The following is a 23,924-nucleotide window of genomic DNA, read 5'->3' as shown; positions in this document are numbered from 1 at the left end:
GAGCCCAGAGCCCAGTCCCCCTCTGCCCCACAGAAAGGCAGCCATGACCAGCGCACCGCAGATTCTCCGCTGGGGTCACCACGCCCTGGAAGTCGAGATCGGTGTCGGCGAAGACGGCACCGCCCGCCTCACATATGTCGGCCTCCCCGGCGGGACACCTCCCGAGCGGCACTCCCGGTCCGCGCTGCCACTGGTGGAGGTGACGGCCGCGGGCCACGGCCGCTACTGGTCGGGCAGTCGCCTCATTCACACGTCCCTCGGCGGACGGCTGCGGTACCGCGCGCACCAGGCAACCCGCGACGCCGACTGGCACGTGCTCACCGTCGAACTCCACGACCCCGAGACCGGGCTGGTCGCGGAGGTGTCCTACCGATCACCGGACGGCATCGCTGTGCTCCGCGGTGAGGTGACCCTGCGCAACGAAGGGCAGACCGCGCTGCACCTCGAGTCGGTCAGCTCGCTCGCGGTGGGCGGCCTCACCCCGCAGGACCCGGCGGCCATCGACGCCGCGGACCTGCTGTGGGCGGAGAACGACTGGCTCACCGAATGCCGCTGGCAGCGACAGCCGATGCGCCTCACCACACCGGTCCACAGCGGACGCGTGAGCAACGGGCACGGCAAAGCCGGCTTCGCCCTGAACGGACAGGGCACCTGGTCCAGTTGCGGACACCTCCCCATGGGCGGCCTGACGGACCGGCGTACCGGCCGCACCTGGGTGTGGCAGATCGAGCACAACGGCGGGGGCTGGCGCTGGGAATGCGAAGAGCAGGACAAGGCGGCCTACGCGGCCCTGTTCGGACCCACCGACAGCCACCACGGCTGGCGGCACTCCCTTGAACCCGGCGCCGTCTTCCGTACCGTGCCCGCCGCGCTCGCCTTCAGCGACGGCGGCGGCCCGGACGAGGCGTTCGCCGCGCTCACCCGCTACCGCCGCGCCCATCGCCGCCCGCATGGCGACCACCAGCGGCTGCCCGTCATCTTCAACGACTACATGAACTGCCTGATGGGCGACCCCACGACAGAGAAACTGCTGCCGCACATCGACGCGGCGGCCGACGCGGGCGCGGAGTACTTCGTCATCGACGCCGGCTGGTACGACGGCGAGAACGGCGGCTGGTGGGACAGCGTCGGCGTCTGGGAGCCGGCCTCCTCCCGTTTCCCCGGGGAACGCGGGATCCACGAGGTGCTGGACCGGATCCGGGAGCGCGGCATGGTTCCCGGGCTGTGGCTGGAGCCGGAGGTGATCGGCGTACGCAGCCCCATGGCCGAGTCCCTGCCCGACGAGGCGTTCTTCCGCCGCGACGGCATCCGCGTCACCGAGACCGGCCGTCACCACCTGGATCTGCGCCACCCCGCCGCCCGTGCGCACCTGGACCAGGTCGTGGACCGCCTGGTCGGCGAGTGGGGCGTCGGCTACCTCAAACTCGACCACAACATCGACCCCGGCTCCGGCACCAGCGCCCACCCCGGCGAGACGCCGGCCGCCGGACTGCTCGGCCACAACCGCGCCCAACTCGACTGGCTCGACGGCGTCCTGGACCGCTACCCGCACCTGGTGCTGGAGAACTGCTCCTCCGGCGGCATGCGCTGGGACCACGCGCTGCTGTCCCGGATGCAGTTGCAGTCCACCAGCGACCAGCAGAACCTCCAGCTGTACGCGCCCATCGCGGCCTCCGCTCCCGCTGCCGTCACCCCCGAACAGGGCGCCGTCTGGGCCTACCCCGAGCCGGAGGACTCTCTCGACGAGGTGGCCTTCACCATGGCCAACGCCCTCCTCGGCCGGATCCATCTCTCCGGTCGCATTCCCGAACTCGAGCCGGAGGCCCGCGCCCTGGTCCACGAGGCGGTAGCGGTGTACAAGGCCATCCGCGCAGACCTGCCGCAAGCCGTGCCGTCCTGGCCGCTGGGTCTTCCCGGCTGGGACGCCCCCTGGATCGCCCTGGCCCTGCGCACCCCCGCTGCCACCTACCTCACCGTCTGGCGCCGCCCCGGAGCCGACGCCACGGCGACCCTTCACCTGCCCCACCTGCGGGACATCGCCGCCGGTGTCGACCTGCTCTATCCCTCGGCCAGCCGGGCTGTTTCCGCCTGGACGCCCGACACGGCCGAGCTGAGCCTGACCCTGCCCACCGCGCCGTCCGCCGTTCTGCTCCGCATCACTCCCACGGACGCCGATGCCTCCTGACCACCCCACACCCGCAGCACGAATCGACGAGAGGACCTATCGGGTGCCCCCTCTGCGCCTGCCGGACGAACGCCCCGCCAACCCCGTGATCCCCGGCTTCCATCCCGACCCCAGCGTCTGCCGCGTCGGCGACGACTACTACCTTGCCTGCTCCAGCTTCGAGTACTTCCCCGGAGTGCCGCTCTTCCACAGCCGTGACCTGGTGCACTGGACGCAGATCGGCAACGCCCTGGACCGGCCGGAGCAGCTGCGGCTGCCCGCCTCCATGCCGTCCTCCGGCGGGATCTACGCCCCCACCCTGCGCCAGCACGACGGCCGCTTCTGGCTGATCGTCACCAACTGCAGCGAGGGGGGCGGCAACCTGATCGTCACGGCCACCGACCCCGCCGGACCGTGGTCGGACCCGATCTGGGCGCCGGGCGTGCCCGGCATCGATCCCGACCTGGTCTGGGACGAGGACGGCACCTGCTGGTGCACGGTCGCCGGCGTCTCGCAGGTCCGTATCGACCCGTCCACCGGGCAGACGTACGGAGCACCGCACAGGCTCTGGTCCGGCGGGCCCGGCGCCAAGGCCCCGGAGGCGCCGCACCTGTACCGGATCGGCGACTACTGGTACCTGCTTATCGCCGAGGGCGGCACCGAGCGCTGCCACGGCGTCTCGATCGCCCGCGGCCGTACACCCGCCGGCCCGTTCGAGGCGTGCCCGGCCAACCCGATCCTCACCCACCGCGGCACCGACCACCCCGTCCAGAACACCGGCCACGCCGACCTGGTCCAAGGCCCCGACGGCTCCTGGTGGATGGTGTTCCTCGGCGTACGGCCGCACGGCGGCACCCCGGGCTGGCACGTGCTCGGGCGGGAGACCTTCCTGGCCCCCGTGACCTGGGTGGACGACTGGCCGGTCGTCGGCGAGGTCGCCCTGGACCTGCCCGAGCTCCCGTGGCCGCTCTCCCCCAGCCCTGTCGAGGAGCAGCGGGACGACTTCGAGCGCGCCGAACTGCGGCCGTCCTGGATCTCCCTGCGCGACCGGCCCGCCCAACACTGCACCACCAAGGAGCGCCCCGGATGGCTGACGCTCCGCGCGCGGAGCGCCTCCCTGGACGAGCCCGACGTGGTGTTCACCGGCCGGCGCCAGCAGCACCTGTCGTGCCGAGCGCGCACGCTGGTCGATGCCACAGAGGGAAGCGGTGGCCTCGCCGTGCGGCTCGACGAGCAGCACCACTACGAGATCGAGGTGTCCGGCACGCGGGTGCGGGTGGTCGCGCGCGTCGGCTCCCTGCGCACGGTCGTGGCCGAACAGTCCGTGCCCGCCGGGCCGGTGGTCCTCGCCGTCACGATCACGGAACCGTCGACTCCGCACGGGCCGTGCACCGGACCCGACGTCGTCTCCCTCGGCGTAGAGCAGTCCGACGGCACCCTCACGGAGCTCGCGACCCTCGACGGCCGCTACCTGTCGACCGAGGTCGCCGGCGGCTTCACGGGCCGGGTCATCGGCATGTACGCCGCGACCGGCACCGTGCACTTCGACTGGTTCGACTACGAGCCCCTCGACGGCTGAACCAGGCCCTCCTCCCGCTGCTGACCGAGCCGCAGGACGCTCCGTCATGTGGCGACGAGAGCCGGCAACCGTGGCCGGCGGTGGCAACTGGTCGCTGCCGGCCACGGCACGTCAAGAAGTCCGGAGACTCGGTCACCGGCACTCACGTCCCCCCTCTCCTGACCCACCCGCCCCTCCCCCTGGTTGCCACCGCCCCGGCAACCAGGGCACGCCTGTTGCTGAGCCGCTACGGCCTTGGCCCGCGCCGACGTCGAGGACGCCTTCGCGGGCCGGAACGTACTGAGGCCAAGCCCTCGCCGAACCCACAGCCCCGCGGCCTGAGTTCACTGAGGCTCATTCCCGGGTGAAGGTGCCGAGGCCGGTCGTGTCGAGGTTCTCGACCCGGACCTTGTCGGCGTGTCCGTCGGACCCGACAGTGAACGTCACGCCGGACAGGCCGACGGCGTTCTCGCCCGTGGTGCGGTAGCTGAAGGTGTCGGCGTCGTAGTGCCGCAGGGTGAACCGCTGTTTCTTCGGCCCCAGTTGCATGACGAGGTCGTCGCCCCGCGCGCTCACGCTCATCGGGCCGTAGAAGTCGTTGGCGTACATTCCGGTGTAGGCGCCGTCCGCTCCGGCCGGTGCGGACCGTGGCGGAGGCTTGGTGTAGTCGGTCTCGGAGTGGTCGCCCTCCGCCGCCTGTTGGATGATCGGGCCGATGAACGTCAGCCAGTCGACCGTGGGCCCGCCCGTCTGCGCGGTGTCGAGGAAAGTAGTGGCGATCGCTTCGGGTACGCCGATGGGCTCGCCGTTGGTGAGGACGACGATGCCGAGGTTTTCCGAGGGCAGCAGCGTGACGTTGGTGGCCGCGCCCATCGCGAAGGCGCCGGAGTGGCCGAGCTTCAGCCTGCCCTGGTCGTCGTAACTGACGTTCCAGCCGAGCCCGTAGAACCCGGTCCTGCCCGCCGGCGCGTGCGGCGGCTCGGAGACGATGTGCGGCAGGTGGGTCTCGTCCAGCGCGTCGCCGTCGATGACCTGGCGCCCCTCGAACTTGCCGTTGCCGAGCTGCAGCCGCAGCCACTTCGCCATGTCCCGGACAGTGGAGCTGGCCCCGCCCGCCGGGCTCTGGGCATCCGCGTCCCGTACGAACTCGGCGCGCCAGGTGCTGCCCTGCTTCACATGGGTGACGGCCTTGTTCTTGGCCTTCTCGTAGTCGGTGAAGGATGAGCTGGTGGAGTCCATGCCCAGCGGCCGGTACAGCTTGTCGGCGGACAGATTCTCCCAGTTGGTGCCCGACGCCCGCGCGACGGCGGCCGCGGCTTCGGTCGGCCCGAAGTTGGTGTACGCGTAGCTGGCACGGAACGGATCCAGCGGTTCGTACCGCAGACGTTCCAGGATGTACGAGCGGTCGTAGCCGAGGTCCTCCAAAAGGTCCCCGGCGTGGTCGGGCAGCCCGCTGCGGTGTGAGAACAGGTCGGCGATCGTGACATGACCGGTGACCCAGGGGTCCTTGAGGGCGAAGCCGGGACTGTGCTTGACGACCGGGTCGTCCCAGGCGACGGTCTTCTCGCCCACGGCCGCGGCGACCACGGTCGATGCGATCGGCTTGGAGACCGAGGCGAGCTGGAAGACGGTGTCGGGGCCGACCCGGCCCTCCGCGCCGGCCTTCCGTTGGCCGAAGCCCTTCAGATACAGCACCTCGTCGTCATGAACCACGCCGACAGCGACCCCCGGCACACCGGTCCTGCGCATGGCGTCCCGTACGACTCCGTCGAGCCGGTCCACCGCGGCATCGACCTTGGCGCGCGTGAGTCGCGGCGGGGGCTGGGCCGGCGGGACGGTGGGCAGCGGCGACGTCTGGGCGGCCGCCCTGTGCACGGCGGCGGCGGAGGAGGAGGTGTCGGGACCGGTGCAGCCGCCGCCGGCCAGGGCCGCGATCAGGCCCAGTGCCGCAGCGGAGCGAAGGCGCCGGGTGCGCGCCCGGTCAAGGCGAGACATGTTCTCCAGTGAAGGCCCTGCCCCGACACCTGTCGCATCGGCGAGCCATTCGGGGGACCCGGCGCCTCGCGATCACGTGAGAGTGCCGCTCACTTGCGACAGAGGCCGCCCTTGGCGAACCTCGTCAGTCCCGGAGAGCCCCGATGCGCCGCAGCCACGACCCGACCTGGGCATCGGCATCGGCCTTCCGGACTTCCTCGCCGCGCACCGCGAGCCCTTCCCCGATGACCGCCCCGGGCAGACCGCCGCGTAGTCGCGCTCGGTCGTGCCAAGGCCGCTCATCGCGTGCGTCGTGACCGGATGGACCGTCTTGCCGCGGAAGTCGTATGTCTCGGCGAAGGTCGACATGATCATGGGTGCTCGGACGTTCCAGATGGGGCTGCCCAACAGCACCACGCCGTAACGGTCGATCGCGGACAAGGAGTTGGCGATGGCCGGCCGCGCATCGGCCTCCTGTTCGCGGACGTTGCGGGCGACCGTCTCGTCGTAGTCGTCGGAGTAGGCATCGACGGCCTCGATACGGTGCACGTCGCACTCGATGTACTCGCTGATCAAGCGGGCGAGGACTTCCGCGTTTCCGATCTTGAGGTCGGTACGTCCGCCGTTGAAGTAGTTCTCCCCAGGCCTGGAGAAGTAGGCCAGCAGGACCCGATTCCCGGACGAGGGCGCCGCCGCCGAACGCTCACCGGCCTCCGGTGCCGCCCCGCTCGACTGCGACGTGGAACAGCTTGTGATCTGGACACCGGTCATGACGGTGGCTCCTCCCAGAAGTACGCCGCGGAGGAGCGTGCGTCGCCCCGGCGCGGCAGGTTCGTCCTGTCGCGCGGCGAATCCGTCCGCTGTCATCCGCTGGTTCCACGGAGGGAACGGACCCCATCGAGATCCGCGCGCACTGCCTGCGGCTCGGCTCCGACGGGAAGGTCGGACGGGTCCAACACGCCGTCCACGGAACCGGATTCATCGGTCTTCAGGGCGCCGAAGCGCTCCGCCCAGTCGGACGGTTCCTCCCCCTCGGTGGCGATCAGCTCGAACGTCTTGCCCAACGCGGTGTTCGTCAGCAGGCTTCGGACAAGCGTCACGGTTACGGGGACCCAGTCACACCCTGGAACGCAGATCCCCGCCATGGGGCGGCCTGCCGTGGTGCGAGAACAATGATCAGGCTCGATGCTCGTTGAAGATCCTCTTGCACCCAGAGGAGTCCACCTCTTCGCGGCCCCTTGCCCACCCAGCCGAGTCTGGCGGCTGCCGCGGGGGCGGGGGCGGGCAACGCGTCCTGATCCAGGATGCCTTCCGAACGAACCCGCACCGATACCTCGGTGCCGGTTCGGAGCTGCCTGCCACCGCGCACCGCACGCACCATGGTCATACCGCCCGGCGTGCCTCGCGCGGCACCGCCGTGGGACGGGGGCCCTGCACGCAGGCCTGGACCAATGCCGCACGATCCCCCATGATGTCGGTGCCATGACAATGTGCGCCTCAGGATGGTGACCGTGCGCGGAATCTTCATCAGGTCCAGGGCCGCACTGGCCGCCGTACTCCTCGTGGTTGCCCTGGCGCCCGTCGCCGAGGCAGCGGTCGGACGAGAGCCCGCCCCCGAGGCGGGTGCCCGGCCCGGGATCGCCGCGACCGCGGCGGACTGGACGCCGCCGCTCAGCACGCGGGGTCGGTGGATCGTCGACGCGGACGGCGACCGCTTCAAGCTGCGGTCCGGCAACTGGCACGGAGCCAGCGGCACCTGGAACGGCTCGGGAAGCCCGGACGAGGACGCCGACCACCACGCCGGGGAGAACTCCGGCAGGATGCCGCTCGGCCTGGACCGGGCCCCCATGGCCGAGATCATCGCCGGTTTCCAGGAGATCGGGATCAACAGCATCCGGCTGCCCTTCTCCAACGAGATGATCCACGACAGTCGTCCCGTCACGGATGATTCCGTGGCCGCCAATCCCTCCCTGCGCGGCAGGACCCCGCTGCAGGTGTACGACGTCGTGGTGCGGGAACTCACCGCCGCCGGGCTCGCGGTGATCCTGAACAACCACACCAACACCACCCGCTGGTGCTGCGGGGTCGACGGCAACGAACGCTGGAACGCGAGCCAGTCCGCCGGGACCTGGGAGAACGACTGGCTCTTCATGGCCCGCCGCTACCGGGACAACCAGCGCGTCGTCGGCGCCGACCTCTACAACGAGGTGCGCCGCAATGTCCTGGACGACCCCAACTGGGGCCTCGGCGACGACCACGACTGGTTCGCCGCCTCCCAGCGCGTGGGTGACCGCATCCTGACGGAGGCCGATCCCGATCTCCTGATCATCGTCGAGGGCATCAACTGGACCGGCATCCCCGTCGACGGTCTCGCCCACGAACGCCCCACGCTGGAGCCCGTACGCCGTCTCTCGCACACCCTCGTCGACTCCGGCAAGCTCGTCTACTCCGCCCACTTCTACGACTACACCGGCCCGAATCACAGCGGCGCCACCGGCACGGGTGAGACCACCGACCCCCGCTACCGCGACTTCAGCCCCGCCGAACTGATCGACGTACTCAACCGTCAGGCCTTCTTCGTCACCGCCGAACAGGACCGGCACTTCACCGCCCCCGTCTGGATCAGCGAGTTCGGCGTCGGCGGCCGTGCCGAGACGGGCGTCAAGCAGCGTGCCTGGTTCGAGAACTTCGTCAGCCAACTGATCCGTACCGACGCCGACTTCGCGTACTGGCCGCTCGTCGGGTGGCACGAGAACCGCGAAGGCAACGGCTGGGCGCTGCTGCACTGGGACTCGTCGGGCCGTCGCATGGGCCTCTACGACGGCGACGACTGGCGGGCCGCCGCCTGGACCCGGCTCATCGGGGCCCCCGGCCGGACCGGTCGGGTCTCCCCGGTGACGGAGTGGTCGATGCTCAGCCCCGACCACGGCGACTTCGTGGCCTCGCGACGCATGCGCGCGCTCCCCGACTGGGACCCCGGTGCCCGTAAGGCCGCATGCCCCGACGGACAGCGCCTTCTCGGCCTCAGTCACACGGGCAACCGGGGCCTGTGCTCCGACGTGACCGCCGGGCTTCTGCGGGACCCGGCCGGCGGGCACGAGGTGGTCACCGACGAGCGCCACGTCAGGCCGGGCGGCGACTGGGCGTCCGGATACACCAAACTCCAGTGCCCAGACGGCCGCTTCCTCACCGGTTACAGCGTCCGCGGCTCCGCCGTCTCGGCCGCCCTGTGCGCGGCTGCTCCGGCGGGCAGGCTCGGCACGGACGCCCGTACGGTCTGGTTCGACCGGGCCGACAACCGGGGCGCGGCACCCAAGGGCGGCGACTTCGCGAACGGCCGTTACAAGGGCCAGTGCGCGGACGACGAGTACGCGGCCGGGATCGCGTACACGGGCCGGGTGGGCTCGGCACGGACTCCGGACGCGCTGTACTGCCGAAAACTGAGCTGACCGGCCGCGGCCACCGAGGTGGAGCTCACCCGGCACGCCCACCGGCAGCCGGTCGTCGTCCGCCGGCTTCGGTGTCGTCCCGTGTCATCCCCCGCTGTACGGCGGTCCGTTCCGGGTGGCGCTGTCGGATGGGGGTGAAGGCGGCGGCCACGGCAACGGCCAGGAAGACGACGGCCACCGCGGTCAGCGGTCCGCGGGCCCCCAGCCTGCCGACCAGGGCGGTGAGCAGAGCCGCGCCGAGGGGCGCGAGGCTGCCGTGGATCGTCCAGAACGCGGAGGTGACCCGGCCGAGCAGATGGTCCGGTGTGACCTGTTGCCGCAGGGACATCGAGCAGATGCCCCCCAGTGCCATGCCGAAGGAGTACAGGCAGATCGTCACGGCCGCCACGGGCACCTGCCCGGTGCCGCCCAGCGCCAGTACCGACACCGAGCACAGACTCATCGCACCGAGCCAGCAGCGGCCGAACCCCCAGGAGCGGCGCAGCCTGGCGGTCGCGGCGGCGGCCACGCAGGTGCCGAGCCCGCCCAGCGCGAGGACATAGCCCACCGTGCGTTCGTCCTGCCCCAGACCGTGCCGCAGGTGGTAGATGAACACGTCGGTCATGCCCAGGCTGAGGAAGGTGGTGACGGTCAGCAGCACGGTGAGCGCCCGCAACACCGGCGTACGCCACAAGAAGGCGGCGCCGACCCGGAAACCGGAGCGCCGGTCCTGTGCCCGGACCGCCCTGCTCTCGGCGTCGTCGGCCGACGACCGCGTGGCGGGCCTGAGCCTGATGAACGCCAGGCCCACGAGAGAGATCCCGAAGCTGCCCGCGTTGATGGCGACGGCGGCCGTAGGCCCGAAGAACCCGGCCACCACACCGGCCAGGGCCGGGCCGGCGATGTACGCGATCGCGTTGGTCGCCTCCAGCCGGCCGTTCGCCGCGACGATCTGCTCCCTGTCGACGAGGTTCGGCACGGCGGTGACATAGGTGATCCGGAACAACGTCTCGAAGACCGAGGCCAGCGCCATGACCACGTACAGCAGCCAGATCTGCGGGTTCAGGGCCCAGCAGACCGGGATCGCGCCGTACAGCACCAGCCGGGCGGCATCGCACAGCATCAGCAGACGCCGCCGGTCGAAGCGGTCGGCCCAGGAGCCGCCCACCAGACCGGTGAGGAGCGAGGCGGCGCCCGCGACCGCCGTGAGCAATCCCATCTGCGCCGCCGACCCGGTGGTGTGCAGCACCAGCAGGGGAAGCGCCACCAGTGAGAAGGCGTTGCCGACCTCGGACAGTGCCTGGACCGCCCAGAAGACGGAGAAGTCCCGGTTGGACCGGAGCGAACGCGCGAACATGCCAGGGTCTTCGGTCATGCGGTCGGCGGTTACGGGGTTGGCGGTCGAGGGTGTACGGCTCTGCCCTGGCACCCGCGATCTGCCCTCAACGTCTGCGTCCTGTCGGTCGGTTGCCGGCGTACGGCCTCCGGTGCTGCCGCGGCCGACCGGTTGGGTGAGCCTGCGATGTCCGAGGCCCTTCAGGAGCCCCACCGGTTCGAGTATGGCGCTGCACGGGACGACCGCGGGCCGGGAGGCCGAAAAACGTCGCGTCCTTCGAAGTCGTCCCGCCCGGAACGCCTCCCGCGTCGCCACCGTCATCAGCCGTCGGCGACACCGGTGCGCGGCTGCCGGTAGGGCCGCACAGCGCGGCGCGCGATGGCGAAACGGTGTGTCTCCGACGGGCCGTCGTAGATCCGGAAGGGCCGTACCTCCCGGTACAGGCGGGCCAGCGGGGCGTCGGCGGTCGAGATACCGAGGGCTCCGCAGATCTGCACCGCCCGGTCGACCACCCGGTTCACCGCCTCGGCCACGAAGGTCTTGGACACGGACGTGAGCTGCGAGGCGGCGGCGGAGCCGGTGTCCAACTCCCAGGCGGTACGCAGGATCAGGGCGCGGCTCGCCTCGATGTCGATCTCGGAGTCGGCCAGCATCTGCTGGACCATGCCGAGGTCACCAAGCGCCGAGCCGAACGCCATCCGGCTCCCCGCCCGCTCCAGCGCGACGTGCTGGGCCCGGCGGGCTGCTCCCAGCCAGCGCATGCAGTGGGTCATCCGGGCGGGACCGAGCCTGACCTGGGCGCCCTCGAAGCCGTGGTCCACGGCGCCGAGCACCTGCTCCTCCCCCACCACGCACTCCTCGAAGACGATCTCGCTGTGCCCGGCGAAGAGCGACTCGTCGAGGGTCTCGATGTTCCGGACGATGCGCATGCCGGGAGTGCCGGCGTCGACCAGGAACATGGTGGCGCCGCCCGGGTCGCCTGGGCTGCCGGAGGTGCGGGCCATGACGATGGCGAAGCCGGCTCCGTCGGCGCCGGTGATGAACCACTTGTGGCCGTCGATACGCCAGCCGCCGGGAACCCGGGTCGCGGTGGTCCGCAGGGAGCGGGGATCGGCGCCGGCTCCCGGGGCCGGTTCGGTCATGGCGAAGCAGGAGCGTGCGTCGCCCGCGGCGAGCGGACGCAGATACTTCTCCTTCTGTTCTTCGGTGGCCACCTTCTCCAGCAGATGCATGTTGCCCTCGTCCGGGGCCGCACAGTTCAGCGCCAGCGGTCCGAGCAGCGAGTAGCCCGCCGCTTCGAACACCACCGCCTGCCCACGCAGGTCCAGCCCGTGGCCGCCCCACCGCGTCGGTACGTGCGGAGCGAACACGCCCGCCGCACGGGCGGCTTTCTGCAGGGTCTGGCGGAGGTCCTCGGGGGCGTCGTGCACAGACCCGCCGCACTCACGCTCGGCCGGAATGACCACCTCGCGCACGAACTCGGCCGTCGACGCGGCGAGTTGAGCGACAGTCGGATCGACATCGAACTGGATGGGCACGGGGCCTCCCGCCGACGGGCGTACGGGCATCGGCTCCCGTCGCGTTCTAGAAACTGTATAGCGTCTTTAGTATCTTGCCGGGAAGCGCCTGGAACGAAAAGCGCGCGGAGACGAGAAACACCCGGAGACGGGAAGACGGCAGGAGAAACACCCATGAGCCTTCCCGTGAGCACCGAACCGGTCCGGGTCGTCCGCCACCACGACGGGGTCGTCGAGCTGAGGCTGGACGCCCCCGGGCGGGGCAACGCCCTGGATCTGAGCACGGCCGAGGCATTGCGGGACAGAGCCTCCGAGGTGGCCGCGGACCCGGGCGGCGCGGTCCTGCTGCGGTCGACGGGCGGCAACTTCTGTGTGGGCGGTGACCTGCGCTCATTCACCGGCCGTGGCGCGGAGACCGGCGCCTATGTGCACGCCGTGGCGAGCGCCGCGCACGTCGCGATACAGGCCCTGTACGAACTGCCGGTGCCGTTGGTGACCGCCGTGCGCGGCGCGGCCGCGGGCGGCGGGATCGGGCTGGCGCTCGTGGGGGACGTCGTTCTGGCGGCGCCCTCCGCACGCTTCCGGCTGGCGTACACGGCGATCGGGCTCACGCCGGACTGCGGGGCCTCATGGTTCCTGCCGCGACTGGTGGGCCCCCGTCGGGCGGCGGACCTGATCCTGACCAATCGGGTCCTGACCGGCGACGATGCCGAACAGTGGGGCTTGGTCTCGCGGTGCGTGGACGACGGGGAACTGGACGAAACGGCGCACCGGACGGCGGCCGGTCTGGCCGCCGGCGCCACTGACGCCCTGCGCGCCGCGAAGGGCCTGCTACACCTCGGCGCCGGTGACGATCTGCGCCGGCACCTCGCCGAGGAGGCGCGGTCGATCGCCGCCCTGGCGGACGGCCGGGAGGCCCAGAACCGCATGGCGTCATTCCTCGCCCCGAAAAGTGTTTCTTGAGTCCCTCTTCACTAACCTGCCTGTCGGGGCGTAACCTCCGGGCAACACAGAACCGAGCAAAAGGTGTGGCGATGCAATCTGCTGCCGTGGACCTTCCGGACGCGTCCGACGAGCCCCTCACCGAAGCCGTCGTGGACCTCGTCCTGCGGGGTATGTGGCGCGGCCGGCCGGAGTCCGAGCACCGTCCGCTGGTCGACGCCGGGCTGGCGATGGTGAAGGGCCCCGTGGTGCTGCCGACCGAGCGTGCCAAGGCCGCCGCCGCGCAGCTCCTGCGGGTTCCCGCCGGTTCCGAACAGGAGGAGCGGATCACCGCGGCGTACGAGGCGTTCCTGCCGGTCAACCGGAAGATCCGCGATGTGTGCACGGCATGGCAGTGCCGCCCCGACGGCACCGTCAACGACCACTCCGACGACGTCTACGACGCCGGGGTGCGCGAGTCGCTGGAAGACGTGCACGAGGCCATCCAGCCCGTGCTGCGCCGACTGGACCAGGTGCTCGCGGGCAGCGGAAAGTACCTGACGTCCCTGGAGGAAGCCCTCGACCGCTTCGACGACGGCGCGCCGGCCTGGCTGGCCTCGCCGCTGTGCGACTCGTACCACACCGTGTGGATGCGGCTGCACCAGGAGCTGCTGCTCGTACTGGGCATCAGCCGGGCCGAGGACGAGGCCCGCGAAGAGGAACTGGTCAAGAGGAGCCGGGGTTGAGCGTCACCGACCGCGAGGCGGGTCCTCTCGCGCAGTCCGCGGCGGGCTCCGCGGCGGGCTCCGCGGCCCCCGGCCGGATCCTGGTGCCCTACGGGCAGGGACGGATCCGGGGCCTGGACGCCGACGAGCTGGGCGCGCACGGCGCGGCGATGGACCGGCTGGTGGCCCTCGGGCTGCCGGTCGTGCCGGGGCTCACCGTGCCCGCCGGCGCCGCCGCGTCGCTGTGCGGGACCGACACCGCCGAAGCCGCCGTGGAACTGGTCGAACAACTCTCGGGGCGGCACATCGGCGACCCGGCCCGGCCGCTGCTGCTGCGGCTGTCGGCGAGCGCGCCCACCGAGATCGCCGGACTGCCGCCCGACCTGGCCTGCCTCGGCGTCACCCCCGCCGGTGCCGACGACCTGTGCGCCGTCATCGGGCGCGCGGACGCCCTGTACGACGTATGGGCCACCACCGTCCGCATGATCGCCGAGTACGCCCTCGACGTACCCGGGGCAGTGCTCGACGACGCCCTCCTGGACACGCCCGGGCCACAGGAACGGGTGGCGGCGCTGCTGTCGCTGGTGGCGGAGCACGGCTCCCGGCCCTTCCCCGACGACCCGGCGCAGCAGCTCGCGCTGGCCGCCCGTGCCCTCCTCGCCCGATGGGACTCGCCGCGTGCGCGAAGGTCCCGCCGCTCCCAGCGGCTGCCCGCCGAGCTGGCCGTCGCCCTGCATGTGCAGGCTCTGCGCATCGGCCCGGCGGACCACTCGGGCTACGGCACGGCCGTGAGCCGCGATCCGGAGACCGGGCGCCTGTCCCCGCAGGGCTTCTTCTTCCGGGGTGTGCGCCGCAGCGCTCCGCCGCCGCACACCGGTGGTGAACCGCTGGACCGGCTCGCGGGCGGCACCGCACTCCTTGAGCACTCCCTGCTCACCCTGGAGCGCCATCTGCGGGCGCCCGTGTCGGTCGACTTCGAGGTGCGCGACGACGAGATCTCCCTGCTCGCTGCCTCGGCGCAGCTCCGGCCGCCGCTGCGGGCCTCGGTGTGTCTGGCCGCGGACCTGGCCCGGGACGGGGCGATCGGCCGCGACGAGGCCGTACGGCGGATCACGCCCGCGCAGGTGCAGGAACTCCTGCACCCCCAACTGCGGTTGACCGGCGGGGAGGAGCTCCTGGTGAAGGGGCTGCCCGCATCGCCGGGGGCGGCGACCGGAGCGGTCGTGCTGTCCAGTGAACGTGCCCTCGAACTGGCCGCGGACGGTACGCAAGTGGTGCTCGTGGCCGCCGAGACGACCCCGGCGGATGTCCCCGGGATGCTGGCCTCCGTCGCCGTACTGACCGGCAGCGGTGGCATCGCCTCGCACGCCGCTGTGGTGGCGCGCGGCGCCGGCAAGCCCGCGGTGTGCGGCGCCGAGGGACTGCGCGTGGACGTGGCCGCCGGGACGGTCCGCTTCGGGGAGCGGGTGGTCCGCGAGGGCGACCCGGTCTCGCTGGACGGCCGTACCGGCGCCGTCTACGCGGGGACGCTCAGCGTCAGTGTCGCCGGACCGCCGCCCGAGCTGTCCACCCTGCTGGAGTGGGCGGACGGCACGCGCCGGCTGGGCGTACGCGTCAACGCCGACACGGCCGCCGAGGTGGACACTGCCCTCGCCCTGGGCGCGGAGGGTGTCGGGCTGTGCCGTACGGAGCACCAGTTCCTCGGCGAGCGACTGCCGCTGATCCGCCGGGTGCTCCTGGCCGCCGACCCGGCCGCCCGCGACGAGGCGCTGTCGGCGCTGGAGCGCGCCCAGCACGAGGACTTCAGCGCGCTGCTGGCCGCCGTGGGCAGCCGCCCGGTGACCGTGCGGCTACTGGACGCCCCGCTGCACGAGTTCCTGCCCGCGCCCGGGCAGGCTCTGGACGCGGCCGAGGAACACCGGGCCGCCGCACTGCGCGAGGCGAACCCGATGCTCGGGCTGCGCGGGGTGCGGCTGGCGCTGCTGCACGAGAGGCTCTACCCGGCGCAGGCCGAGGCGCTGTTCACCGCGTGGGCCGAGATCGCCGCCACCGGATTCCGCCCGGAGCTGGAAGTAATGATCCCGCTGGTCAGCCTGCCGGAGGAACTGGCCGCCGCGGCCGCGTACGTACGTGGTGCCGCCGACGCGGTCGCCGCCCGTACCGGGGTGGAGGTCCCGTACCGGCTCGGCACGATGATCGAGACCCCCCGGGCCGCGCTACTGGCCGGCGAACTCGCCGAGCACGCAGAGTTCTTCTCCTTCGGCACCAACGACCTCACTCAGCTCACCTACGGATTCTCCCGGGACGACGTCGAGCGCCAGGTGCTCGCCAACTACCAGGAGCGCGGATTCCTGACCGCCAGCCCGTTCGCGCGGCTCGATCCGCACGGGGTGGGTGCGCTGATCGCCCTGGCGGTCGAGCGGGCACGGGAGGTGCGGCCCGGCATCAAGCTGGGCGTGTGCGGTGAGCACGGCGGGGATCCCGAGTCGATCGCGTTCTGCGACGGACTCGGCCTCGACTACGTCTCCTGTTCCGCGCACCGCGTGCCGGTGGCCCGGATGGCGGCCGCGCACAGTGCCCTGCGGGAGCGGTACGACGACAGCGGGAGCGCACGATGACAAGCACCGTCACCGACGGCACAGCTCTGTCGGACACCGAGCTGGAGGACCTGCGCGAGACCGTTCGGTCGGTGTGCGCGGACGCCGGCGGCACCGCCGCGGTACGCCGACTGTCCGAGGAGGCGCCCGGTATCGACGCCGGCCTGTGGGACGCCCTCGGCCGGCAGGTCGGTCTCGCGGCCCTGGGCCTGCCCGAGGCGGCGGGAGGCATCGGTGGTCTCGCCGAGATCGCCGTGGTCTGCGAGGAGTTGGGCAAAACGCTGGCACCGGTACCGCTGCTGTCCTCCACCGTGCTGGCCGGGCAGGTGCTGGCCGCCTGCGGTACGGCCGACCAGGCGCTGGCCAGGCTGGCCGAGGGCGCCGTGCACGCTCTGGCGGTCACCTCGCCCGACGGGACGTGGCGGTCCGACGCCGTGCCGGTGGCCGTCTCCTGGCAGGGCGGCGTACCGCTGCTGGACGGCACCGCGCCGTTCGTCCTCGACGGCGCCGACGCCCAGGCGCTGGTGGTGGCCGCGGCCGGGACCGACGGTGTCGACCTCTTCCTGGCCGACCCGCGCGAGCCGGGGGTCACGGTGCGCCGGGTGCCGACCCTGGACCTCAGCCGGGGCCAGGCAGTGGTCACCTTCTCCGGTGCCCGGGTCCGGGCACTGACCGCCGGCGGCGAGGGGACGGACATCGTCTCCCGCGCCCTGGATGTGGCCCTGGTGGCACTGGCCGCCGAGCAACTCGGCGGCGCACAGGCCGCGTTGGACATGACGGTGGCCCATGTGCGCGACCGTACCCAGTTCGGCCGGGCGATCGGCGGCTTCCAGGCCGTCAAGCACGCCTGCGCCGACATGCTGCTCCAGGTCGAGGCCGCACGGTCGGCCGTCGTGCGCGCGGTCCGGACGGACGGCTCGCCACAGGCACTGGCCGAGGCGGCGGCGGTGGCACAGGCGTGGTGCGGGGAGGCTTTCGTCTCCGTCGCCGCCGAGTGCGTGCAACTCCACGGTGGGATGGGCTTCACCTGGGAACACGACGCACATCTCTACTTCCGGCGCGCCCAGTCCGACGCGGTGCTGCTGGGCGGCGCCGCACACCATCGGGAACGGCTGGCCGGTCTGTTGGGCTGGTGACTTGGAAGAAGGAAGGGACCATGACCACCAGGCTGATCGACGAGTCGTTGTTCGAGAACCGGGAGAGTCCGGAGTTCGACGACGGGGAGCCACCGCGTCTCGCCGGCGTCCGCTGCTCCGGTTGCGGCACCGTCGTCTTCCCCCGGCAGAACTCGTGCCCCCGGTGTTCGGACGGGGCGATGTCCACACAGGTACTGCCGGTACGCGGGCGCGTGTGGTCGTGGACGCTCCAGGTGTTCCCGCCGAAACCGCCGTACCGGCCGCCGGCCGACGGCCACCGGCCGTATCACGTGGGCTATGTGGATCTCGGTGAGGTGCTGGTGGAGGCGCTACTGACGGTTGACCGCGCGGAGATCCGGATCGGTCTGCCGGTGCGGCTGACCACGGTGCCCGCGTACCGGGACGAGGACGGGACCGAGGTCGTGACGTTCGCGTTCCGCCCTGAGCGGGAGGGGGAGCGATGAGCCGGCCCGACGACGTGTATGTGGTCGGATGCGGCATGCGTCCCTTCGGCCGCGACGAGAGCGTCACCGGCATGGACATGGCCGAGCGGGCGATACGCGAGGCGCTGGCCGACGCAGGTGTCGGCTGGGAGGACATCGGCTTCGCGGCCGGCGGCTCCGACGTGTCCGGCAAGCCCGACACGCTGGTGGGCCGGCTGGGCCTGACCGGTGTGCCGTTCGTCAACGTGCAGAACGGCTGTGCCACCGGCGCCTCGACCGTGCTCGCGGTGGCCAACGCCCTGCGCGCGGGCGAGGCCTCCCTGGGACTGGCGGTGGGTTTCGACAAGCACGAGCGGGGCGCGTTCCACGTCTCCGCGGCCCGCTACGGCCTGGGCGACTGGTACGCCGAGACCGGCATGATGCTCACGACGCAGTTCTTCGCGCTGAAGACCCAGCGGTATCTGTACGAGCACGGCATCTCGGAGCGCGCTCTGGCGATGGTCGCCGCGCGGGCCTTCCGCAACGGCTCGCAGCACCCGCTTGCCTGGCGGCGCAAGCCGCTGACGGAGCAGGAGATCCTCGACTCCGCCGAGGTCAGCCCCCCGCTCACCCAGTACATGTTCTGTTCGCCCGGACAGGGCGCGGCGGCCTTGGTGCTGGCGCTCGGCGACCGTGCGTTCGACCTGTGCGAACGACCGGTCAAACTGGCGTCGTTGGCCTTCCGGACCCGGCGGTTCGGCTCGTTCGAGGTGTTCTCGCCCTGGCTGCCGCCCGGACCGCACCACAGTCCGAGCATCGACGCCGCGGAGGCGGCCTTCCGTACGGCCGGGGTGCGGCCCGCCGACGTACAGGTCGCCCAGTTGCAGGACACCGACAGCGGTTCGGAGCTGATCCACCTGGCGGAGACCGGGCTGTGCGGCCACGGCGAGCAGGAGGAACTGCTGGTCGCCGGCGCCACCGATCCCACGGGCCGGATACCGGTCAACACCGACGGCGGCTGTCTGGCCGGCGGGGAACCGGTGGGCGCCTCCGGGCTGCGCCAGTTCCACGAGGTCGTACGGCAGTTGCAGGGCCGGGCGCCGGGTGTGCAGGTGCCGGACGCTCCCCGGGTGGGCTTCACCCATGTGTACGGGGCGCCCGGGATCAGCGCGTGCTCGGTCCTGACGGTGTGAGAGGCGAGGGGCGGGCCATGCGGCACGGCGACAGAACCGCGCTGGTGACGGGCGGGGCGAGCGGGATCGGCCTGGAGATCGGCCGGCAGCTCGCGGACCGGGGCCTGAGGGTCCTGGTCGGGGCGCGAAAGCGGGAGGCCGCCGAGGAGGCGTGCCGCGCCATCGGCCCGGCGGCACTGCCGCTCACCCTGGACGTGACCTCCGCGACAAGTGTCGGCGAAGCGGTCCGTGAGGCACGGGAGCTGACCGGCGGGATCGATGTCCTGGTGAACAACGCGGGGGTGTCCATGGACGGGGAACTGCGGCCCCCGTACCTCGACGAGGAGATCCTGCGCGCGACCCTGGACACGAACCTCACCGGCGCCTGGCGCGTGGCGGAGGCCGTCGTACCTGGCATGGTGGAAGCCGGTTACGGCCGGGTCGTGAACGTCACCAGCTCGTACGGTTCGCTGTCGCTGATGAATTCCGGGCGGCGCCCTGCCTACCGGATCTCCAAGGCTGCGCTCAACGCGCTCACCCGGATGCTCGCGGCCGAACTGGCCGGCACAGGCGTCCTGGTCAACGCCGCCGACCCCGGCTGGACCCGCAGCGGTATGGGCGGCCCGTCCGCCCCGCGCGGGCCGGAGGAGGGTGCGGACACCCCGGTCTGGCTGGCGACCCTGCCCGAGGGCGACGGGACGACGGGCGGGCTGTTCGCCGACCGCAGGCCACTGCCCTGGTGAACCGTCTCAGGTACGTGACGTGGCCTGCTTCTTCGGCTGCGCGGGCTGCGTCTGCTCCTGCTCGGTGGCGACGATGCGCAGCGCCAGCTCCCTGACCGCCTCCAGCACGGACTGGGAGGGCAGCTGGGACAGCGGTCCTCCTTCCGCCCGCAGCGCGGTGACCAGCATGGTCGTACTGATCAGCGTGCGGACCGCGAGCGCCTGCGCCGCGTGCCGGGCCTTCGCCGCCCGGGGGCTGCGCGTGGTGCCCTCGGGCAGATAGTCGTAGCCACGCTGGATGTGCCGCTGCTCGAACTCGTCCCGCAGCACCTTGACGCTGCCGTTGGCGGAGGCCACCTGGACCTGGTAGAGCCGAGCCTCGTCCGGGTTCTGTTCCACCCACTCCCACACGGCGTCGATGACGCGGACCAGGCCCTCCGCGTCACCCGGCTCGGACTCCGGCCTAGCCGCCTCCACGACCGCGTTGAGCTGGTCGAAAACCCGGCGCATGGCGAGTTCGAGCAGTTCCTCCTTGCCGTCGAAGTGGTAGTAGACAGCGGTGGGGACCACCTGGGCCTCGTCGGCGATGTCCTGGATGCTGGTCTCCGCGAAGCCGCTGCGGCCGAACACCCGCACGGCGGCGGTGATGATGTGCAGCCGCCGCGAGGGGCGGTGGGCGGGCTGCTTGCCGTTCTTCGTCGTGGCCATCATGCTCCCTGCCGGCTGGCGTGAGCCCCGTGTCCGTGGGCCCTGCGTACTGATCAGTGTATCCAGTAACTCCGACCGTTGATCCGCACAATTCCTGCTGCGTATTGGCCTCTGGAGCACCGAGATCCCGGCATACTTGACAGTATGACGACATCCGGAACCCGCGCTGCTCACCGCCCCTCGCGCAAGCAGTGGGTGATCGAGGCGGCCACGGAGTTGTTCGCCACCCAATCGCCGGACGAGGTGACGGTGGCCGACATCGCCGCTCGTGCCGAGATGACGTCGGCGGCGGTCTACTACCACTTCTCCTCCAAGGACCAGGTCCTGGCGGAGGCCATGCGAGCGTTCGCCGCCGCGCTGCGTGAGCAGTTGCAGGCGATCACGGAGGGCCACGAGCCCGGCTCGGACATCGGAGCGTCCGTCACCACGCTGCTGTCCTGGATGGGCGAGCACCGGTCGGCCGCCACCGTGTTCTTCGTGTCGTCGGCCGGGATGAGCCAGGATGCGGAGGCGCTGCGCCAGCAGAGCCGTACGGAGTTGCTGGAGGAGCTGGTGCGGTTGATCCGTAAAGCCCGCGGGGCGGTCTCCGACGCCGAGGCGGCGGTGGTCGGCCTGGGTCTGCTGGCGTTGCTGGAGACCGCTGCGATCTCGCAGGTCCGGGGCGACGACGTCTACCGGTCGCTGGGGCACCGCTCCTTCGTCCGCGAGGTCGGCGATCTCGCGGAGCGGATCGCCGACCCGGCCACCCGGGCCTCGTAGACCTCATAGGTCACATGGAGCGCCCGGTTCACACCAGCAGGCGGAGGGGTTTGCTCAGCAACTCACCGACCGTGCGCAGATATTCGGCGGCGGGCGCCCCGTCGACGGCACGGTGGTCGAAGGTGAGGCTCAGGGTGAGCACCCGGGTCCGCAGCGGTCGGTCGTCCACCCACTCGACCCCGTCCCTGAGCCGGCCCACCCCGAGGATCGCGACATTGCCGGGGTTGACCACAGGGGTGAAGAAGTCGACGCCGTATCCGCCGAGCGAGGTGACGGTGAAGGTAGCCCCTTCCAGTTGGGTTGGAGAGATCCGCCCCTCGCGCGCGGCCTGGGCCAGGGCCCTCGACCGGCGGGCGATCTCGGGCAGCGGAAGCGCCACCGCGTCCTCGATCACGGGGACCATGAGGCCGCCCGGAACGGCCACCGCGAAGCCCAGGTGGATGCCTTCGAGCAGATGGACGCCGTCCTCGCGCACCGTCGCGTTGAGCAGTGGGTGCGCACGCAGGGCCAGGGCGGCGGCCTTCAGGAGGAAGTCGTTGAGACTGGGCACCGGCAACTCGCTGTCGGCCCACTCCTCCTTGAGCCGGTCCCGAAGGGACACCACGGCGTCCATCCGCACCTCGTAGCCGTGCGTCAGCTGGGCCATCTCCTGGAGGCTGGCGTGCATCCTGCGGGCGATGGTGCCGCGCATCCCGGTGAGCGGGAGGACGTCGCCGGGCTGAGGAGCCGCCGCGTGGGTGCGGCGGACAGGCGCTGGGGTGACGGGTTCGAGGTCGGAGCGGCGGATGCGGCCGCCGGGCCCGGTGCCGTTGACGCCGGAGAGGTCGATGCCCCGTTCCTTCGCCAGCTTGCGGACCAGCGGCGAGTAGGAGGCGCCGCCCGGCGGAACCGGTGCGGTGAGGTCGCCGGGGAGAGCCGCGAGGAACTCCTCCACGTCCTCGGAGACGATCCGGCCACCCGGCCCCGTGCCGCGTACGGCGGCGAGGTCGACGTCGGCGACCACGGCGACGCGCCGGGCGTTCGGCGAGGCCAGCAGGCGGCCATCGGTGCCGTTGACGGAGGGCGCCGCGAAAGCAGCGCCGGCGACGGGGGCCGCACCGGTGCCGGTGAGGGTCGGCGGGGCGCCCGTACCCGCGGCGCCGCCGGGGGCGGTCACGCCAGTCGTACCCGCACCGCCGCCACTCAGGGCAGGCACGGCGCTCGTACCCGCACCGCCACTCAGGGCAGGAGCGGCACTCGCACCCGCAGCACCGCCGTTCAGGGCAGACGCGGCACTCGCACCTGCACCGCCGCCGTTCAGAGCAGGCACGGCACTCGCACCCGCAGCACCGCCGTTCAGGGCAGGCACGGCAGTCGTCGTACCCGCGCCGCTGACGGGGGCGGACGGCGCGCCCAGGCCCGCAAGACCGCCGGCCAAGGCGGACCCGGCGGCCGTACCCGCACCGGCCCCTGCCCCTGCCCCTGCCCCTGCCCCTGTGGGCGTCTGCGCGCCCGCCGCCCCCGGAGGTTGCTCGCCCTCGGCCAGCAGCCAGCCGATGAGAGCCCCGGCCGGCACGGTGGCCCCCGCCGGGACCACCGGGTGGAACAGTCCCCCGGCCTCCGCCTCGACGTCCACGTCGACCTTGTCGGTGGCCAGCCGCAGGAGTGCGTCGCCCTCCGCGACGGCCGCGCCGGTGGGCACCAGCCATTCGTCGATCGTGCCTTCCTGCATGGTCAGGCCGATCTTCGGCAGCAGAATCTCGACCGCCACGTCGGTCACGACCTTTCGAGGAGACGCCGGCAGCCCTGGGCGATGCGGGCGCGATCGGGCACGTACGCCTTCTCCAGGACGGGAGAGAAGGGCACCGGGGAGAAGGGGGCGCCGATGCGCAGGACCGGTGCGTCGAGGTAGTCGAAGACGACGTCCTGGATCTGGGCGGCGATCTCCGCTCCGAGCCCGCCGAAGGTGACTGCCTCGTGCACCACGAGCACCCGGTTGGTGCGGCGGACGGAGGCGAACATCGTCTCGGTGTCCAGGGGCTGCACGGTGCGGGGGTCGATCACCTCGATCTCCACACCCTCGGCGGCGAGTTCGTCCGCCGCCGCGAGCGCCTCCCCCACCATGCGGCCGAGGGCGATCACGGTGATGTCGGAGCCGTGCCGTGCGGTGTGCGCCTGGCCCAGCGGGATGCCGTAGATCTCCTCGGGCACCTCACTGGTGCTGCCGAGCAGGACCTTGTTGAGCATCACGACCACCGGGTTGTTGTCCCGGATGGCCGAGACGGTCAGGCCCTTGGCGGTGTACGCGTCGCTCGGCATCACCACCTTGAGGCCGGGCACATGGGCCAGCCAGGCCTCCAGGCTCTGACTGTGCTGGGCCGCGGCGCCGAGGCCGGCGCCGGAGGCGGTGGTGATGGTCAGCGGCACGGACAACCCGCCGCCGAACATGTACTTCATCTTCGCCGCCTGGTTGACGATCTGGTCGAGACAGACACCGATGAAGTCCATGAACATCAGGTCGACGACGGGTCGCAGGCCCCGGGCGGCGGCTCCCACACCCAGGCCGACCAGGGCGGCCTCGGAGATCGGGGTGTCGATCATGCGGCGGGGCCCGAACTCGTCGAGCAGGTTGTCGAACATGCGGAACACGCCGCCGTATCCGGCGACGTCCTCGCCGGCGACGAAGACGTTCTCGTCCTCGCGCATGGCCTGCGCGAGACCCTCGTTGAAGGCCTTGACGTAGCTGAGTCTGCGCGCGGCGGGCGCGGAGGCGACGGCGGGTGCTTCGGTGGTGGTGGTCATGGCG

19 protein-coding genes are annotated in these 23,924 nt (G+C 71.8%); 11 read left to right on the top strand and 8 right to left on the bottom strand.

The genetic code is table 11. From position 1 onward, the window contains the following. Positions 1-43: 43 nt before the first annotated feature. Positions 44-2,185: a glycoside hydrolase family 36 protein gene (locus tag OG734_RS42475; protein ID WP_330292705.1), complete on the top strand. Its 2,142-nt coding sequence runs from the start codon at positions 44-46 to the stop codon at positions 2,183-2,185. A 43-nt stretch (positions 2,186-2,228) separates the two neighbouring features. Further along, the gene (locus OG734_RS42470; RefSeq protein ID WP_330292704.1) at positions 2,229-3,743 is read left to right on the top strand and encodes a glycoside hydrolase family 43 protein; all 1,515 of its coding nucleotides are present in this window, start codon (positions 2,229-2,231) and stop codon (positions 3,741-3,743) included. Between the two features lie 333 nt (positions 3,744-4,076). Here OG734_RS42470 and OG734_RS42465 read toward each other — a convergent pair whose 3' ends face one another. The 3 genes from OG734_RS42465 to OG734_RS42455 form a co-directional block, all read right to left on the bottom strand. Further along, positions 4,077-5,717 carry a serine hydrolase gene (locus OG734_RS42465; RefSeq protein ID WP_330292703.1) on the bottom strand — a complete coding sequence of 547 codons (1,641 nt, stop codon included), beginning with the start codon at positions 5,715-5,717 and terminating at the stop codon, positions 4,077-4,079. Positions 5,718-5,789: 72 nt separating this feature from the next. Then, a complete protein-coding gene (locus OG734_RS42460) occupies positions 5,790-6,467 on the bottom strand; it encodes a flavodoxin (protein ID WP_330292702.1) in 678 nt (225 codons plus the stop codon). Positions 6,468-6,559: 92 nt separating this feature from the next. After that, complete coding sequence (locus OG734_RS42455) at positions 6,560-6,796, bottom strand: hypothetical protein (protein ID WP_330292701.1); 237 nt, start codon at positions 6,794-6,796, stop codon at positions 6,560-6,562. Between the two features lie 402 nt (positions 6,797-7,198). On the opposite strand from OG734_RS42455, the gene OG734_RS42450 reads away from it, so the two are divergent. Further along, complete coding sequence (locus tag OG734_RS42450; RefSeq protein ID WP_330293992.1) at positions 7,199-9,145, top strand: glycoside hydrolase family 5 protein; 1,947 nt, start codon at positions 7,199-7,201, stop codon at positions 9,143-9,145. A gap of 25 nt (positions 9,146-9,170) precedes the next feature. Here the strand turns inward: OG734_RS42450 and OG734_RS42445 are convergent, their stop codons facing one another. Continuing rightward, positions 9,171-10,499, bottom strand: coding sequence for an MFS transporter (locus OG734_RS42445; RefSeq protein WP_330292700.1), 1,329 nt, complete (start codon positions 10,497-10,499; stop codon positions 9,171-9,173). Positions 10,500-10,780: 281 nt separating this feature from the next. Beyond that, a complete protein-coding gene (locus OG734_RS42440) occupies positions 10,781-11,998 on the bottom strand; it encodes an acyl-CoA dehydrogenase family protein (RefSeq protein WP_330292699.1) in 1,218 nt (405 codons plus the stop codon). 153 nt (positions 11,999-12,151) lie between these two features. Here OG734_RS42440 and OG734_RS42435 point away from each other — a divergent pair, with 153 nt between their 5' ends. The 7 genes from OG734_RS42435 (at position 12,152) to OG734_RS42405 (ending at position 19,693) form a co-directional block, all read left to right on the top strand. Beyond that, on the top strand, positions 12,152-12,940 hold the full coding sequence (locus OG734_RS42435; RefSeq protein WP_330292698.1) for an enoyl-CoA hydratase/isomerase family protein: 789 nt from the start codon (positions 12,152-12,154) through the stop codon (positions 12,938-12,940). Positions 12,941-13,011: 71 nt separating this feature from the next. After that, positions 13,012-13,644, top strand: a complete 633-nt coding sequence (locus OG734_RS42430) for a hypothetical protein (protein WP_330292697.1) — start codon at positions 13,012-13,014, stop codon at positions 13,642-13,644. After that, complete coding sequence (locus OG734_RS42425) at positions 13,641-16,241, top strand: putative PEP-binding protein (protein WP_330292696.1); 2,601 nt, start codon at positions 13,641-13,643, stop codon at positions 16,239-16,241. Before OG734_RS42430 ends, OG734_RS42425 begins: the two co-directional genes overlap by 4 nt. Continuing rightward, positions 16,238-17,356: an acyl-CoA dehydrogenase family protein gene (locus OG734_RS42420; RefSeq protein WP_330292695.1), complete on the top strand. Its 1,119-nt coding sequence runs from the start codon at positions 16,238-16,240 to the stop codon at positions 17,354-17,356. Before OG734_RS42425 ends, OG734_RS42420 begins: the two co-directional genes overlap by 4 nt. Positions 17,357-17,376: 20 nt before the next feature. Then, a complete protein-coding gene (locus OG734_RS42415) occupies positions 17,377-17,820 on the top strand; it encodes a Zn-ribbon domain-containing OB-fold protein (protein WP_330292694.1) in 444 nt (147 codons plus the stop codon). Next, the gene (locus OG734_RS42410) at positions 17,817-18,971 is read left to right on the top strand and encodes a thiolase family protein (RefSeq protein ID WP_330292693.1); all 1,155 of its coding nucleotides are present in this window, start codon (positions 17,817-17,819) and stop codon (positions 18,969-18,971) included. The genes OG734_RS42415 and OG734_RS42410 overlap by 4 nt, the downstream gene beginning before the upstream one ends. A 17-nt stretch (positions 18,972-18,988) precedes the next feature. Next, positions 18,989-19,693: an SDR family NAD(P)-dependent oxidoreductase gene (locus OG734_RS42405; protein ID WP_330292692.1), complete on the top strand. Its 705-nt coding sequence runs from the start codon at positions 18,989-18,991 to the stop codon at positions 19,691-19,693. 6 nt (positions 19,694-19,699) lie between these two features. On the opposite strand, the gene OG734_RS42400 is transcribed toward OG734_RS42405, so the two are convergent. Next, on the bottom strand, positions 19,700-20,383 hold the full coding sequence (locus OG734_RS42400; RefSeq protein ID WP_330292691.1) for a TetR/AcrR family transcriptional regulator: 684 nt from the start codon (positions 20,381-20,383) through the stop codon (positions 19,700-19,702). A gap of 141 nt (positions 20,384-20,524) precedes the next feature. Here OG734_RS42400 and OG734_RS42395 point away from each other — a divergent pair, with 141 nt between their 5' ends. Further along, complete coding sequence (locus OG734_RS42395; RefSeq protein ID WP_330292690.1) at positions 20,525-21,139, top strand: TetR/AcrR family transcriptional regulator; 615 nt, start codon at positions 20,525-20,527, stop codon at positions 21,137-21,139. Positions 21,140-21,167: 28 nt separating this feature from the next. Here the strand turns inward: OG734_RS42395 and OG734_RS42390 are convergent, their stop codons facing one another. Both OG734_RS42390 and OG734_RS42385 read right to left on the bottom strand, forming a co-directional pair. Then, positions 21,168-22,898, bottom strand: a complete 1,731-nt coding sequence (locus OG734_RS42390) for a 2-oxo acid dehydrogenase subunit E2 (RefSeq protein WP_330292689.1) — start codon at positions 22,896-22,898, stop codon at positions 21,168-21,170. Continuing rightward, a complete protein-coding gene (locus tag OG734_RS42385) occupies positions 22,895-23,920 on the bottom strand; it encodes an alpha-ketoacid dehydrogenase subunit beta (RefSeq protein ID WP_330292688.1) in 1,026 nt (341 codons plus the stop codon). Before OG734_RS42385 ends, OG734_RS42390 begins: the two co-directional genes overlap by 4 nt. Positions 23,921-23,924: the final 4 nt, after the last annotated feature.

The organism is Streptomyces sp. NBC_00576 (genome assembly GCF_036345175.1).
Taxonomy (GTDB): domain Bacteria; phylum Actinomycetota; class Actinomycetes; order Streptomycetales; family Streptomycetaceae; genus Streptomyces.
This window is presented reverse-complemented; position numbering and strand designations above follow the sequence as displayed.